Annotated in this window: 11 protein-coding genes and 1 tRNA gene; 2 read left to right on the forward strand and 10 right to left on the reverse strand. The window is 60.8% G+C overall.

Translation table 11 applies throughout. The features are described from left to right. The first annotated feature begins 117 nt into the window (after positions 1-117). Both ppsA and sS8_RS22975 read left to right on the forward strand, forming a co-directional pair. Positions 118-2,478, forward strand: coding sequence for a phosphoenolpyruvate synthase (gene ppsA, locus sS8_RS22970; RefSeq protein ID WP_119631806.1), 2,361 nt, complete (start codon positions 118-120; stop codon positions 2,476-2,478). Positions 2,479-2,530: 52 nt separating this feature from the next. After that, positions 2,531-2,621: transfer RNA gene (locus sS8_RS22975), tRNA-Ser, on the forward strand. A 118-nt stretch (positions 2,622-2,739) separates the two neighbouring features. On the opposite strand, the gene sS8_RS22980 is transcribed toward sS8_RS22975, so the two are convergent. The 10 genes from sS8_RS22980 to sS8_RS23030 all read right to left on the reverse strand — a co-directional run bounded on the left by sS8_RS22980 (position 2,740) and on the right by sS8_RS23030 (position 15,979). Next, positions 2,740-3,375, reverse strand: coding sequence for a hypothetical protein (locus sS8_RS22980; protein WP_119631807.1), 636 nt, complete (start codon positions 3,373-3,375; stop codon positions 2,740-2,742). A gap of 29 nt (positions 3,376-3,404) precedes the next feature. Further along, positions 3,405-3,758 (reverse strand): hypothetical protein, encoded by a 354-nt coding sequence (locus sS8_RS22985; protein ID WP_119631808.1) that lies wholly within the window; start codon positions 3,756-3,758, stop codon positions 3,405-3,407. A 615-nt stretch (positions 3,759-4,373) separates the two neighbouring features. Next, positions 4,374-5,084, reverse strand: a complete 711-nt coding sequence (locus tag sS8_RS22990) for a superoxide dismutase (RefSeq protein ID WP_119631809.1) — start codon at positions 5,082-5,084, stop codon at positions 4,374-4,376. Between the two features lie 238 nt (positions 5,085-5,322). Then, the gene (locus tag sS8_RS22995; RefSeq protein WP_119631810.1) at positions 5,323-6,294 is read right to left on the reverse strand and encodes a FecR family protein; all 972 of its coding nucleotides are present in this window, start codon (positions 6,292-6,294) and stop codon (positions 5,323-5,325) included. An 86-nt stretch (positions 6,295-6,380) separates the two neighbouring features. Further along, on the reverse strand, positions 6,381-6,872 hold the full coding sequence (locus sS8_RS23000; protein ID WP_119631811.1) for an RNA polymerase sigma factor: 492 nt from the start codon (positions 6,870-6,872) through the stop codon (positions 6,381-6,383). 213 nt (positions 6,873-7,085) lie between these two features. Then, positions 7,086-9,611, reverse strand: coding sequence for a TonB-dependent siderophore receptor (locus sS8_RS23005; protein ID WP_119632970.1), 2,526 nt, complete (start codon positions 9,609-9,611; stop codon positions 7,086-7,088). Between the two features lie 465 nt (positions 9,612-10,076). Then, complete coding sequence (locus sS8_RS23010) at positions 10,077-11,888, reverse strand: autotransporter family protein (protein WP_119631812.1); 1,812 nt, start codon at positions 11,886-11,888, stop codon at positions 10,077-10,079. Positions 11,889-12,177: 289 nt separating this feature from the next. Beyond that, a complete protein-coding gene (locus sS8_RS23020; protein ID WP_119631814.1) occupies positions 12,178-12,891 on the reverse strand; it encodes a response regulator transcription factor in 714 nt (237 codons plus the stop codon). Between the two features lie 35 nt (positions 12,892-12,926). Beyond that, entirely contained in the window at positions 12,927-14,582 is a 1,656-nt protein-coding gene (locus tag sS8_RS23025) for a sensor histidine kinase (protein WP_119631815.1), read from the reverse strand. A 317-nt stretch (positions 14,583-14,899) separates the two neighbouring features. Continuing rightward, a complete protein-coding gene (locus sS8_RS23030; protein WP_119631816.1) occupies positions 14,900-15,979 on the reverse strand; it encodes a FecR family protein in 1,080 nt (359 codons plus the stop codon). Between the last annotated feature and the right edge of the window lie 368 nt (positions 15,980-16,347).

Here is a 16,347-nt window from a genome sequence, read left to right on the forward strand (position 1 = left end):
CTTACCATGCTGTTCGGATTCCCATAGAATACTGGATTTAACGGCAGCGGGCTTGCCGAGGAGCCGTTGCACGGCAGGTCTTTCGCAAGCTATCGGCAATTAAGACGGAGTACTCCGATGAACGAATACGTGGTTTGGTTCGAGGCCTTAGGAATCGACGATGTGGGGCGGGTAGGCGGCAAGAATGCCTCGCTGGGCGAAATGATCAGCCAGCTTTCCGAGGCGGGCGTCACGGTGCCCGACGGTTTCGCCACCACGGCGGAAGCCTATCGGGATTTCCTGGCCCAGAAAGGACTGGACCAACGCATCTGGGCCGAACTCGACCGGCTCGATGTCGATAACGTCACGGCGCTGGCCCGGGCGGGCGAAACGATCCGTCAGTGGATTCTGAACACACCTTTTACTCCCGGGCTGGAAAAGGCCATTACCGAAGCTTACGAGCGATTGGCCGGATTGTCGCCGAAGGAATTCTCCGTAGCCGTGCGCTCCTCGGCAACGGCGGAAGATCTTCCGACCGCATCGTTTGCCGGCCAGCAGGAGACCTACCTCAACGTTCATGGGCTGGAAGGCGTGCTGCGGGCGGTCAAGCAGGTTTTCGCCTCGCTCTTCAACGATCGGGCCATCGCCTATCGCGTGCACCAGGGATTCGAGCACCGCAAGGTACTGTTGTCCGCCGGCGTGCAGCGGATGGTACGCAGCGATCTCGCCGCGAGCGGGGTGATTTTTACCCTGGATACCGAATCCGGTTTCCGCGACGCCGTGTTCGTAACCTCGAGCTACGGCCTCGGTGAAATGGTGGTGCAGGGCGCGGTCGATCCGGACGAATTCTACGTCTACAAACCGTCGCTGGCTTCCGGTAAATCGGCGGTACTGCGGCGCAGCATCGGCAAAAAAGCGGTGAAGATGATTTACGATCCGGTGAAGTCGGTGATTACCATCGATACGCCCGAAGCGGACCGTCAGCGGTTTTCTATCACCGATCGGGAAGCGGAAGAGTTGGCGCGGCTCTCGGTGCGCATCGAACAGCATTACCAGCGGCCGATGGACATCGAATGGGCCAAGGACGGACTTGACGGCAAACTCTATATCCTCCAGGCCCGCCCGGAGACGGTGCAGAGCCGGGTCAAGCGCGAAATGGAGCGTTACCGGCTCACGCAGAAGGGCAAGGTGCTGGCCCAGGGCCGCAGCGTGGGCCATCGTATCGGCAAGGGCTGCGCCAAGGTCATCGCCAGCGTATCGCAGATGGATCTGGTGCAGCCCGGCGACGTCCTGGTGACGGACATGACCGATCCCGACTGGGAGCCGATCATGAAAAGAGCCAGCGCCATCGTCACCAATCGCGGCGGACGCACCTGCCATGCGGCGATCATTGCCCGCGAACTCGGCATCCCGGCCGTGGTCGGCTGCGGCGACGCTACCCGCAAGATTCAGCGCGACACCATGGTCACCGTGTCCTGTGCCGAAGGCGATGCCGGTTACATCTATCAGGGCGAGCTTCCGTACGAAGTTTCCAAGGTCAACCTGGACGAGATGCCCAAGCTGCCGGTCAAGCTCATGCTGAACGTGGCCAACCCGGAGCGCGCTTTCGCTTTCTCCGCCCTGCCTAACGATGGCGTCGGCCTGGCCCGGCTCGAATTCGTAATCGCCCGGACCATAGGCGTTCATCCCAAAGCCTTGCTCGAATACGAGCGTCAGTCCACCGAGTTGCAGCAGGCCATCCTCGAGCGCATGGCCGGTTATGCCGATCCGGTGAGTTTCTATGTCGACAAGCTGGCGGAAGGCATCGCCATGATCGCCGCCGCTTTCGCGCCCAAGCCGGTGATCGTCAGGACCTCGGACTTTAAAACCAACGAGTACGCCAATCTCTTGGGCGGCGAAGCCTACGAGCCCCGGGAAGAAAACCCCATGATCGGTTTCCGCGGCGCCTCGCGCTATGTGGACGAGTCGTTCCGGGACTGCTTCGAACTGGAGTGCCGCGCCTTGAAAAAAGTGCGCGAGGAGATGGGACTGGAAAACGTCTGGGTCATGATTCCCTTCGTGCGCACCCTGGAAGAAGCTCGGGGGGTTGCCGAGCTGTTGCAGCGCTTCGGTTTGCCGCGTGGGGTGAACGGGCTCAAATGGATCATGATGTGCGAAATCCCGTCCAATCCCTTACTGGCCGACGAGTTCCTGCAAATCTTCGACGGCTTCTCCATAGGGTCCAACGATCTGACCCAGCTCGCCCTCGGCATAGACCGCGACTCCGGGCTGGTCGCCGGCGGATTCGACGAGCGCAATCCGGCGGTCAAGGCGCTCATCGGCCAGGCCATTCAGGCCTGCCGCCGGCACGGCAAGTACATCGGCATTTGCGGGCAAGGGCCGTCCGACCATCCCGATCTGGCCCGCTGGCTATTGGACGAGGGTATCGAGAGCCTGTCCCTCAATCCGGACACCGTGGTCGAGACCTGGATGTTCTTGGCCGGGAAGGATGTCGGTTGAGTAACGGGGAGGCTGACAATCGCGACATTTTCGATTAGAATGCCGCGTTTTCGGAGAGATGGCCGAGTGGTCGAAGGCGCACGACTGGAAATCGTGTATACGGCAAAACCGTATCGAGGGTTCGAATCCCTCTCTCTCCGCCAATTCTGAGGCCGAAGGCGTTCGGCAGAATCCGGAAAACCCGCGGGTCACAAGGCTTGGCGGGTTTTTTGTTGGCCGTTGGAGTCCGAACCAGGCGAACGTTGCTTTTCGGTAGGTCCATCATCCGGACAGCATGCCTAGATTAGCCAGTGAAGCCCCTACGGAGCCCCCGAGAAACGGTGTCAACATGGCGATGACCTGGGGCAGCTGACGGATGGGGTCCCGTGAAATGCCGAAGCCCTCGAGATACTTCCAGAGGTCCGGATGTTCGGCGCTGGGGAAACTGCGATTGAACTCGTGCTTGGCACGAGTGTAGAGGGCCAAAGTGCAGGGAACATAGAAGGAGATGACCATCAGGGAAAAGACCGCTCCCCAATACATGCTTAAAGTGAACGACCAGTTGACGGCTTCTTCGGCCAGCTTTCCCTGGCCGAGAAAGACGACCGGCCATCGCAGCCAGGTGAGCATATGCATGACCCCTATCAACAGCATTGCAGAACCCAGGTTGACGGCGTTCTTCAAATGGCTGAAACGTCCTTCGAGCAAGTGGAGGACTTGATCCGGGGGCAAATCCTTAAATGGCGTCATGGAACTGCTTCCGGCCAGGATGATCGCGAAAGGTGCCAAGGCGGTGATCAGATTGACCAGGGTCACCAGTCCCAGAATGACCGCGAGCTGCGAAGGTGAAAAATAGCCTGATGCCTCCAACATGCCGTAGGTCAGGTGGAAGATCGCGTTTACGCTGTTTTCGCGCACCGTGCCGAAAGCGCAGTAGGCAATGGATGCTATTTCCCAGCAGAACCATGATCAAGATGAAATACGGAAAACTCTGGCGGCTTATGTTGAGGCGAATCATCCGAATACTGACGATCGCCACTGCGATCGAGATGACGTAATAAGATAAGAACGGCCGTCAGCCAAACCAATCGCGCGCGCAGTTCGGACAACTCCATGGAAATGTTGCGATCCACCAGGGAAATCTGGTGGGCCAACTTGGCCGGAATCGTCGCCAGTCCGAATCCCCCCAAGTCGAATACCATGATAGCCGCCAGCAATATCCCGATCGGCGCCAGGGTGAAAACCAGGCATCCGAGTTCCTGCCTGATGGCATGATCGGGAAGAAAAAAACGCTTGTTCATACCCTAACCCCCCGGAGATCCCCGATGCTGCAAAACATTGAGGCGCGACGTTTTGCGGCTGCAGGTTACGTCTATATGCGCGGGGCAGATGCCGGCTCGGGTTTTCGGTCCGGGCACGTATCCTTCAGACCCGGACCCGCCCTTCGGGCCGATTCGTGCACCGGTATCAAAGGTACCGGCCGGAAAAGGCCCGGTGCTGCGACCATCCCCAGCGCATTAGCGCATTTCTATCAACCCCGTTTGTTACTGAAGATGATAATGGGGGATTTTCACTGAACCGTCCATGGAGTTTTACCGATGGCTCAAACCGGACGGCGGTCGTGGGAAGCTGATCTGAGTCTACGACCGGCGAATCGAAGGGGTCGGCCAATTCCAGTCGGCATTCGAGTGGACATTCATCGGATGGGTAGAGCGAAGCGAAACCCATCGATGGCGGGTCAGCCCCTCGGCTCCGCTCAGGACGGGGCTCAGCGTAACCCACCGACCCTTCGACTTGGCTCAGGACAGGTCCGAGGTTGCTCGGCGGGTTACGGCCTCGCGGCCTAACCCGCCATCTACAAAGAATTGATGCCTTATTGAAAGCGATTTGGAATAAAGGCCCGTTTGCGTCGGGGATCAGCGCAAATTCTCGGCCGCGAATTCCCAGTTGATCAGCTTGTCGAGCAGGGCATTCACGTAGTCGGCGCGGCGATTCTGGTAGTCGAGATAATAGGCGTGCTCCCAGACGTCGATCGTCAACAGCGGTTTTAGCGTCGAAGGGGTCGGCTGGTTCGCGTTCGAGGTCTTGACCACCCTGAGATTGTCGCCGTCCTGAACCAGCCAGCCCCAGCCGCTGCCGAACTGGGTCACGGCCGCGTCGGCGAGTTCCTTTTTGCACGCGTCCACGCTGCCGAAGGACTGCTCGATCTTCTGTCTTAAAGCGGCGGGAGGCGTGCCGCCGCCCTTGGGCCTGAGGCTTCGCCAATAAAATGTGTGATTCCAGGCTTGCGCGGCATTGTTGAAGATCGCTTTCCGGTCCGGTTTGTCGGCAGTGGCGGCAATGATCTCCTCCAGCGGGAGATCGGCGAGCTCGGTCCCCGCCACGAGCTTGTTCAGGTTGTCGACATAGCCTTTGTGGTGCTTGCCGTAGTGGAAGCCGAGCGTTCGCGCCGAGATTACGGGTGCCAGGGCATTTTCCCGGTAGGGCAGTGGCGGCAAGGTCAGCGCGGCTGCCGCGGCGGCGAAACGGGGCAGGCCGGCGGCGCCGGCCAAAGCCAGGCTTCCGGCGGCGATCAGAAAGTTTCGGCGGGTGAGGCCGGGATATGACAAGGGATCCGCGTGGTTCATGAAAGCGCTCCATGGGTCGAAGATTTGGCGATGAGTGGCGGAGGGTGCCGTACCGGTCGGATTGAATGAACCCGCTTTTCCGACGGCGACCGAAAACGGCCTTACTATCTTCTAAGACGTTTGAACGGCACGAAACCCTCACGCGGCAGAGAAATTTTTTGCCGGAGCCACGAAAAAGCGCCCTTCGGCTTCCGGTCCGCGAAGTTCGAGGCTTGCTCCGGAATTTCGGAACGATGGCTCAGCGAATGACGGTTACCCAGGGCGTATAGCGGTGTACTTCGATGGGGAGCGTTTTCGCCAGAGCATCGAGGATGCGGTCCGGTTCGTCGAGTTCGAAGCGCCCGCTGATCCTGAAATCGCGGAGCTTGGGGTTTCGCAGGAGCACGATGCCGCGCCGATAGCTCTGAATCCTTTCGATCGCGTCGGCCAGCGGGGTCTGTTCGAAGACCAGACTGCCGCGGGTCCAGGCCAGGATCGGCTGCGCCCGCGTCTTGACCACGGCCCCGAATCGGTCGGTGTAGGCGGTGGTTTGTTCATCGGCGTAAAGGACCCGCGCATCTTCCGGTGTTGCGTTACGGGTTACCCGGACAGAGCCCTGGGCGACGGTTACGGTATCCGCTCCGTGTTCGGTGCGCACGCTGAAACGGGTGCCGAGAACACGGGCCGCGGTGTTGCGGGTGGTGACCACGAACGGATGGACGGGGTCGGGGCTGACCTCGCAATAAACTGCGCCTTTCAAGAGCCGTATTCGGCGGGTCTCGCCCAACTCCACGGCCACGGCGGTTGCGGTATCCAGCGTCAGGGTGGAGCCGTCGGCCAGAACGATGGTGCTTCGCTCGCCGGTCGCGGTGACGTGATCCGCCTGCACGCGGGTCAGAGGATCGAAGCGGTAGCCGATCAGGAGCAGCAGCACTAGCGCAACCGCAACCGCAACCGTTGGCCATGGCCACCCTGCGATGCGCCGCCGCGTGGTTTCGGCCGGTCGCGTGCGGCGCAGGGCTTCGAGCAGGTCGGTGTTCCGCCAGAGCCTCCGTGCTTCCTCGAACGCTCGGCGGTGCACCGGTGCTTCGGCGATCCAGTGTTCGAATTCGGCCCGCTCGGTTGCGGAGAGATTGCCCGATTCGAGACGAATGAGCCAGGCGTAAGCCCGCTCGATGACGGATTCATCGTCCGATTCGGACGAAGACGGCTGGGAGGAACGTTCGTTCATGGGGCGATTGTAGCCGGAATAAGATGTTCGAACCGAGCGCCTATTCTCGGTAGATGACTTGGAACACCGTAGTCCCGCCGAGATGTTCAGTCTTCTTCCAGAACCTTGCGGCAATCGAGCATGGCCTTGAGGAGTTGGCGCTCGACCTGGCGTTCGGACAGATTCAACCGCAACGCCGTTTCGCGGTAACTCAAGCCATCCAGCTTGATCAGGCAGAACACTTCGCGGGCCAGCGGAGGCAGGTTTTCCAAAGTTGCGGCGAAGCGCTCGATCTGCTTATCGGCGGTTACCGCCCGCTCGGCGGAATAGAAGGCTTCTTCCTGACGGACATCCGCTTCCACGGCATATTGTTCCACGACCTTTTGGTGCCTGAGGTAATCCAGGGCGAGATTCTTCGCGGTGCGATACAAAAAGCCGCGCGGTTGGGCGATGGTTTCCTCCGTCGCCTGGCGGGCCAGGATCAAATAGGTTTCCTGTACCAGGTCCTTGGCGGTTTCGTGGCAGCGGACGAAGCGGGCAATCCAGCTTACCAATTCTTGGCGGTACAAACGGAACCAATCGTCGATTTGTGAACTCATCCGAACTATGCCGTGCGGGATGTGACTTCCGCGAGACAGCAAAGTTTGGGCCATTTGCTTTTTGGCTCTTTGGATTAATGGTTTAGCGCCTGAGCGAGTTGCCGCACCTTCGAAGATGTGTGGCAAATGGCGCACCTGGATTTGGGTAGGGTGCGGATTCGAAACTGGGCGGTTCTCCCGGTTTCGCTTCGTTTCATCCGGGCTACGCCGACTTTAATACTCTAGCCGGAGCGATCCGAGTACGGTTAGCGGTGCGCCCGGATAGACCCCGAGACGGGGCGCGACGTTGGAGTCGGGATCTGTGGATTCATAATAGGTTTTGTCGAGCAGGTTGCGGATGTTCACCTGGGTGGTCAGTCGGGTGGGACCAATATTCCAGCGGTATGCGGCAAACGCGTCTAGCCGCACGTAGCCGGGCAATTGAAAACTGTTGTGCGGATCGCCGTGGCGTTGTCCGGCCAGGTAGGTGCCGAGACCGAAACTCAATCCGTCGAGCGCAGCGATTTCCTTTACGTCGTACCTGAGCCACAAGCTCCCGGCATGTTCGGGCACGTTGCTCAATCGCTTTCCCTGCAGCCCGGAATGGTCGCGAGTGACCCGGGTATCGGTGTAGGCATAGCTTCCGATCAGGCTCAGGCTATCGGTGATCCGTCCGCTCACGTCCAGTTCCAGACCCCGGCTTCGCGCCTCGCCGATCGCAATCCTGGCGTTCTGGTCGGGTGCGGATAGGTCCTGGGTCAGGACGTTCTCCTTGGTGAGGTGATAGAACGCGAAAGTCGCGGTGAGCCGCCGGTCGAACAGTTCGGTCTTGATGCCGGCTTCGAATTGCTCGCTGATCTCCGGAGGCTGCGGCGCGCCGCCGGCGGAGATGCCGTTGTTGGCGCCCAGCGAGTTGGTCCAGTTGCCGTAAACGCTCAGCCAGGTCCAGGGTTGGTAGAGGATGCCCACGCGCGGACTGAATTCCTCGTCCTTACGGATGGTGGACGGCAGGGCCTTCTCGGCGGCATTGAACGAAGAACCCCGGCCGCGACCGTTCTCCGCCCAGTCATAGCGTCCGCCGCCCAGAATATGGAGCTTGTCCCATAGGGTAATGTGATCCTGGAAGTACAAACCGTACCATTCGGTCTTGGCCACGGAATAATGCAAGGGCGCGTTGACGGCCGTTGCCAGCGTCTCTTTGTACATGGCGCGCGGTATGCCGTAGCTCGCCCTGGGATTGAAGATGTCGATGGCCAGGGCCGGGTTCGGGTCGATCCAGTTGCCCTGAGTGTGATACTCGGAGAACCCGCGGGTGAAATCGAATCCCACGAGAACCTCATGCCGGGTTTCCCAAAGCCGGAACTTGCCCGTAAGGTCCAGATTGGTGGTATAGGCCTCCGTGCTGCCTTCCTGAAAGAAGATATTGCGGTCCATGATCCCGGTATTTTCGTTCAGGGCGTTGCCGAAAGCCGGTGCCGGATTGACGAAGGTCGATTCGTTGCTCGAGAAGGTGGCCAGAAACCGGTTCCGAACCGCCCAGTCGTCGTTGAAGCGATGTACGAAATCCGTACCGACCAGCGCATGGGAGAGGTTTCCTTGGGGGGTGTTGGGATCGTCCAGCGAGCGGCTGATCGGTATGGAGGCCGGCCGTTTCCCGATGGCGGGAAGGCCGAAATCCGCCCGGAAATCCTGGTTGAATCCCTCGACGTTGAGCGTCAGTTCCGTCCTGTCGCCGATCCGCCAGGTCACGCTCGGATTGACGATCACGCGGTCTAGCGAAACGAAGTCCCGGAACGAATTGTTGCTTTGGTACGCTCCGGAGAAGCGGTAAAGCAGGGAACGGTCCTGAGTGACGGGACCGCCTGCGTCCCATAAGGTGCGGTAATAATCATACGAGCCGAACTGTTGTTCCAGTGCGTAGTAGGGGTCGTCCAGGGGGCGCTTGGTGGTGACGTTGATCAGGCCTCCCGGCTCGATCCGGCCGAATAGTACGGCAGCCGGGCCTTTGAGGACCTCGATGCTTTCCAGGTTTGCGGTGTCGAACTCGCCAGGCGAACCGCCGAAACCGTTGATCAGCCCCAACCCGTTGCGGTAGATACGGGAGCGATTGGAAAATCCGCGGATGATAAATGCATTTCCCTGGCCCAGGCTCGGCTGCGGCCGCACGCCGCTGACATTCTCGAGCGCATCCTTGATTCTAGGCGTTTTCTGGTCGTTTATGACCGCCCACGGCACGACCTGTATCGATACCGGCGTTTCCATCAAGGGCGTATCGGTCTTGGTGGCGGCAGTGGCACGGCGGACGGCGTAATCTTCACTGTACGGATCGCTCGGATCGGATTCCTCCGCTTCGGCGCTGACGGTCATTTTGTCGAGCGCAATCGCATCGGCTGCGGGTTGCGGCTCTGACGAATTCACCGCCAGCCTTTCCAGGGTCACGCTGCCGGTGCTGGTCGCGCGGTAGCCGAGGCCGGAGCCGGACAACAGACGTCGCAGGGCCTGCTGCGAATCGAACTGTCCCTGCAGGCCGCGGCTATCGAGGCCGCGTACCAGGTCGGTGCTGAACACGACCTTTCGGCCGCTTTGTTCGGAGTACCGGAGCAGGGCGGAGGACAGAGAACCCGCCGGGATGGCGTAACCGGCGGTCGTATCGGCGGTGGCGGTTGCATCGGTTGCCGCTGTCGCCGTCGCGCCGGTCAGCACGAGCAGGACTGCATACCAGGGAGAGACTTTGGTTCCGTTGCCGTGCGCTTTCGTCATATTTTCCCCGAAGTGTCGTTTGTGATTGGAATCGGACTCGCTTCGATTCGGGCGCGGCGTGGATCTCATCCGATCCGTTCGAATTCGTTCCGAAAGAATGCTTTGGTTTGTAGCTTCCAAGCGGGAAGCGGGACCCCTTTAATGACAAAGACGCTGCGGGGTAGGGCGGACATCCATTCCTGATGAAAAAGTTCTCGGCGGGATTTCGTCGGGAACGGCCGGCTCCGCGGGTATACGTGCGCCCATTGCGGTATGGGAGGCGTGGATGGCGATTGGTGCTTTCCTCAATCGCAAACGGCGCTTCGGAAGGCGCCGTTTGCGAACGGGAGAAGGTTTCGGACCGAATGACGGCCGTTAGGCCGGCACCGCTTTTGTTTTGTCCGGACCCGCGGCCCGCCCCGCCGGCGGGCGCGGCCGAAGGCCGGAATACGGCGACGCCGTCTCCGGCGTCACATCAGCCAATCTCTAGAACGAAATTCTGACGCCGGCTTCCACGATATGGCTGGAAATCGCCTGTTGGCCCAATCGAGTTTCATAGCGCAGAAAGGCGGCATTGCCGCCGGGGAAGGTGGCGGCCAGGGATCCACCCAGATTGAAATAATCGCGGTCCGGGACCGAATTGGAGATGGTAAAACCGCCGGTGCCGGGAGCGGCATCCACAAAACGGCCTTTAATGTCGCGCGAACCGTTCTGGTACTGATGTTCCCACTCAAAGCGGATGGACGGCGTCAGCACGGCCCAGGGCAGGCTGAAGCTGCGGCCGATCTGCGCGCCCAGGTCGGTGGTCAGCGAATGATCGTCCTGACTGGCGAAAGCCAGGCCGAGGCCGCCACCGCCCCGCTCCCGGTAGGCGTCGATCTGCAATTTGGCGTACTCCATGCGGATGTACGGGTTAAGGTTCCATTCGCTGATCGCGAGGTCCTTGCCGAAGCTGACGGCGAAGCCGTACTGATTGCCTTCCGGATTGCTGCGCGCCCGCGACGAAAAGCCGGAATAGCGGATGTTGCGCTTCATGTCGTAGTCGTGGCGCGTGAAATTCCCTATCCAATCCAGGTAAAAGTCTTGCGGCAGGTAATAGCTGCCGTAGAAGGAGCCGTGGTAGGAATCGGTATCCATGGCGCCGGAATCCCGGCTGAAAACCGCCGAACTGCCGTCATAGCCGAATGCGAGTCCCAGGATCAGCCTGTCGGTCAGCCGGTAATCGGCTCCGACGGTCAGGCCGCCGCTGGTGAACCGATAGCCGCGCTCCTCGCCGGTATTGTCCCGGTTGCCGCCGTTGAAGCGGCCCTGCACGAAAAACCCGAGGGGGCTGTCACGCAAAGGATCGTCGATCCCGTCGCCCGCCGCGCCGCCGGAGTCTTTTCCGAGCGCCCGGGCGATTTGGGCATAGGAAAGGTTTCGGCCGTCGATGTTCATGGCCAGATCGAGACCGCCGCCGCCCTGGCGCAGCAGTGTCAGGCGCTGTCTTAGGTTGGCCGTGCGCCCGGTGCCTATGCGCATCGGCATGGAGGTTTGGGAGGCCACCTGCTCGGGGGTGATCTGGCTCAGGGCGGCAATCTTTTCGCTGTCGCTCAAATTCGATCCCAGCATGTCCGAGCAGCGCAGCGACAATTCGCCGGAGGCTCCGCCGCAGGCGTTTTCGAGGGCCGTGGCCACGGCGCGCTGGTTTTCGGTGAGTCCGGGGAGGGCGCTGAGCGGTGTCGTCTCGGACGGTGGAGGCTCGGTGGGCGGTGGAGCCACCGGCGTGATGGTGATCGTGACGGAACTGGTCTGAAACTGGGAGGGACTGCAGGAGCTTTCGTTAAAGGTATCGAAACAGTCGAAATTGAGACTGAATGTCCTGGACGAGGTCAAGTCCGGATTGTTGACGATGGGGATGGTGATGGTCTGAGTTTGCGTCAGCGGCCCTTCAAGCCGGTCGAAGCTGGTTTGCCCGCTCACCCCGCTATAGTCCGCCGGCGCGGTCGCGGAGCCGTCTGCGGTTATCCAGGTGACATCCAGCGTCCCTAACACGTTCTCGTTCGGACCTCGCGAATAAGTGAGCGTGATGTCCACCGATCCGGCATCCGCGGGCACCGAAGGCGCCGCGGGACTGACCGTGACGGTATCGCCCACCGCCAGGTCCTGATGTCCGGCCAGGGCGATCGCCACAGCCGCGAGCGACCATCGCAAAGCGATGGCGAGAAAGGAAAAGAGGCCGCCGAAATTCAATGCCCCCCCGGCGGAGCCTCCACCCCAATTGTTGCCTGCGGACAGGCAAGGAAAAACCCTGTTCATCAGATGTACCCGGTGATGAATATGAAGCCGTCGATTCGCACGACAGCCTTATTAGTTATAGCTCGCCCACGCCGTAAAGCCTGAACCGGCGTTGCGGATGACCGCCGCGAATCGTCGGCGACGGAAACGGAACGGCAGCCGATTCGCTCGGCTTGTCGACGCGGGACGGTCCGACGAGAATTGCGACGTGATTTCGAGAATATCTACGAAAATCGGGTTCAAGTAAACCGATATGTCGGTATACGTCGGCCGGGTATCCGCCGAACGGCTGATGTCCTGCCGCGGCGAGCTAGGCGCCGCCCTGGGCAAAGGCCTCCGACTCGCGCGAGGCATCCAGCTTGTAACCGTAGCCCCTGACCGTCTTGAGCAGCTTGTGCTCGTAGCCTTCGTCGATCTTGCGCCGCAGCTGGCGGACGTAAACGTCGACCACGTTGGTCATGGGATCGGCGCTATAGCCCCAAACCTGTTCCAGAATTCGGGTTCGGCTCAGGACCTTTCCGGGAGCCCGCATAAAACTTTCGAGCAGGGCGAATTCCTTGGGGGTCAGGTCGATCACCTGATTGCCGCGGCGGACTTCATGGGTCTCCTGGTTCAGCACCAGATCGGCGATCCGGAGTTCCCTGGACTCGGTCTTGAGTCCGCCCCCGGTGCGGCGGGTCAGCGCTTCGATGCGCGCCAGCAACTCTTCGAACGAAAAAGGTTTGGTCATGTAATCGTCCGCCCCGGAACGGAGTCCGGTCACCTTGTCCTGTACGGTGTCCATGGCCGTTAGCATAAGTATGGGGGTCTCGACGCGATCGGCGCGCAGACGCTCGCACACTTCGACGCCGGTGATGTCGGGCAGCTTCCGGTCCAGGATGATCAAACGATAAGCCCCTGCAGTTCCGAGCGCGGCTGCTTCCTGTCCCGTACGGGCGACATCCACCGTATAGCCCTCGGCTTTCAGCCCCCGTCTGACGAATTCGACGATACGTTCGTCGTCTTCTACCAACAGAATGTCCAAGTTCTTGTTACCTCGACGAAAAAGCGTTTCGGATGCTATGCGGTCGATACCCGCGCATACTCCCGCCGGACTGCGAAATCATCGGCATCCGCATCGGGAGCGCTTTCGGCCGATCCGACCTGTGGCAATGAAATTGCAAATGTCGTTCCAGCTTCGTCGCTGCTGTCCACGGAAATCTGCCCGCCGTGCGCGGCCACGATGGCTTTGGCGACGGGCAGCCCGAGCCCGCTGCCGTCGTCGCTGGAGCGGCGGGCGTTGGTGCTGCGGTAGTAGCGGTCGAAAATCATCTCCATATCCTGAGCCGGGATGCCGATGCCGCGATCGTTGACACGCAAGACGGCGTCCGCGCCGTCGGCTTCCAAACAAATGGCGATCCGGCTGCCGGCCCTGGAGTAACGGCAGGCATTGTCCCCCAAAATGAAAACCACCTGGCGTAGCCGCTGTTTGTCGCCGCGCACCCAAACCGGCGCATCCGCGAGGTTCAGCGTCACCTCGATCGCCTTGTCCTGCGCCAGCACGCGGATGTCCTCGGATGCGTTGACCACCAGTTCGGCCAGGTCCAGTGTCTCCCACTCATATTGCAGATTGGCGGTCTCGGCCCGGGCGAGGAACAACAGATCGTTGACCAGCTTGCCCAATTGCAGGGACAGCTCGAGGATGCGCTGCAGCGATTCCTTATATTCCTCGGCATCCTTGTTTCGCCCCCGCAGCGTCACTTCCGCCTCGCCGCGGATCACGGTGATCGGCGTGCGCAGCTCGTGGCTGATATCGGCGAAGAATTGCCGCCGCGCATGGTCCAGGCGTTGCAGCTCGCCATTGAGGTGGTTCAGTTCCAGCGTTCGTTCGGCGACCTTGTGCTCCAGCGCGGTCTGCGCCTCGCCGATCTTGCGCCGCTGGGCTTCCAGTTCCTGCGCCATTTGATTGAAGTGATTGGCGAGATAGCCGAATTCGTCGCGGCTGTCGATGGCGATGCGGTAAGGCAGATTGCCCGCGGCGATTTCGTCGGTACCGCGCATCAAGGCCTCGATCGGCTTGCGGATGCTTCTGAACAGCATGGCGCCCGCGGCAATGCTGAAGATGACGGAGACCAGCGCCGTGCTAACGGCAATCCAGCTGGAAAGGCCGACCAGGCCCATCATTCGCTCCCTCGCCACTAGCGCCCGCTCCCGCTCGCGGTTGATCGCGCCGTCGATCAGCGGATCGAATTTGCGGTCGATGTCTTCTTCCAGAACTTCGGACAGCAGAACCAATGCGGCTTCGCGCCGGCCTTCCTGGCGCAGGCGGTCGACCTGGTCGAACCGGTGCATGCCGGCTTCGAGCGAGGCGCTCAGGCGGGCGATGCTGTCCAGTTCGCTCTGGCCGGATTGCCAGGCTTCGATATCGTCGGTTGCGGCCGAGTCGGTTGCCGCGGCCTTTTTCAGGCGCTCGACCGCATCATGCAGACGCTGGCGGGACATTTCCACGTCGGCCGCGGTGCCTTGCTGGTCGACCAGCAGCAAATCCATGCGCTGCTTGAAGTAGCGATAGGCTTCCCGATAGAGCTGCTGATAGCGGTCGAAAGCCTCGTAAGCCGCCTGGCTGCGGGACGAATACTGAGCGATTTTGTGAGACCCCCAATACAGCGTAAAGCCGAGCACGAAGACAAAACACAGTGAGATGGCGACAACCAGCGCCAATCGGATACGCAGCATGAGCTATTCCGCCGGAACAGCGAGGCAGCACGTGCCCCGCACAGTGTTGCAATCGAATCCGGATTCCGTTTCGCCCGTTTTGGTCGAACAGCGAGCGAAGACGGCCGTTTTATTTGTCGGGGGATAGTAATACGAAAAACGGCGAATGCCGAATCCGGGCGCGGGTGCCGGCTCGGCAACGCCGGCCCGTTTCTTGGAAACGGCATGGGCGGGAGGCGGGTTTTAGAGCATTTTTCATTTCTTTTGAATAGAACTTTACTTTACGCGCAGTACACGCGGAGCGAAGTGGCCATGGAGCCGCCGGCCGGGAAGACGCCTTAGCGCGTGTAGATAAACACCCAGCGTTGGGCGACACTCCGGCTGGCGACCGGCAGGCTTTCTACGAGGCTCTGCAGCGCCAGGTCCGGGGTGCGGATGTCGATGTTGCCGGTGACGCGCTGCCGGGCCGCGTCCGCGTCGAGGATGGTGATCCGGCCGGGCCGATAGCGGTTCAGTTCGCGAACGACCTCGGCCAGGGGGAGATCCTCGAATACCAGCTGGCGATGGCGCCAGGCGCCTTGCCGACGGAGATCGGCGGGCTGCGGGAGGTCGAGTGAGGTTTCGGTGAAGCGGACCTGCCGGCCTTGTCCCAGGCGGGACAGCGTCGTGCCGTTCTGGGCTGTGACCGAAACCGAGTGTTCGTATACGGTCACCTCCGCGGAACCGTCTCCGGCGCGCACGCTGAAGGCCGTCCCCAGTGCACGGACGGTTCCGAAGTCGGTGGCCACCTCGAAGGGGCGTCGGGCACCGGCGGCGACCTGGAAATAGGCCTCGCCCCGGTGCAGGACCAGCCGGCGCGCTTCCGATGCGAAGTCCAGCGAAACTGCGGTGTCGGTATTAAGCTGTACGGTCGAGCCGTCTGAGAGCGTCACATTCCGCTGTTCGCCGACCCGGGTATAGTGATCCGCATAGAAGGCCGGATCGTTTTGAACCCACAAGCTCAGGGCCAGGAACAGGGAGGCTGCGAGCGCGATACCGAGCCGTCGGCGTGCGGGAGAGCGCCAGATCGTCGATCGATCCCGGCGGCCGGGGGAGTCGACCGTGGCCGCTCGGGTATCGGCAGGCGGGGAGTCTTCATGAAGGCGGGGAACCACGGCACTGCTTGCGGCGGTATCCGCGGAAGCGGATTCGCCCATGGCGAGAATGTCGGCAATGTCTTCGACGGGCAGGCGGTCGAGTCCGGACCAGAACGCTTGTGTCTTTTCCCAGGCGGCCCGGTGCGCGGGATTTTCATGCAGCCAGAGCCTGAACGCGCGCAAGCATTCTTCGGAGACCTGCTTCGATTCCAGGATGGCTAGCCACTCGAGTGCCTGTTCGGAGGGGGCTGTAGACTGTCCGGAGGCTTCAGGGTTTTGCATAACCGTAGGGAGAGTTGGGGCATTCTATCAAATAAGACGAATCGACCGACTTCCGGCATCCATTATCCGGGAAACGACCGTTGATCACTGAGATGGTGTCGAAACGCCGCACGGATTCCGGCCCGGTGTCCCTTTTACCGATTTCAACGCTTGGGTGAAGCGGCTACGTACGCGATTGCACGGCGGGCCGGCTTTTTGGTGGCGTTGCTCCGTTCAAGTACATTCGGGAAAGTCCTACGGCATACGAACCGCTCATCGAGTGGACTTGCCCGGGCTTCGATTAGATTGGTCGAAATACGCCGGGCGACGTGAAGTCATGCGCCCATGGTTTCGGAAAATCTATGTCGGTCGACAATCCATTGCCGACG

The organism is Methylocaldum marinum (assembly GCF_003584645.1).
Classification (GTDB): Bacteria; Pseudomonadota; Gammaproteobacteria; order Methylococcales; family Methylococcaceae; genus Methylocaldum; species Methylocaldum marinum.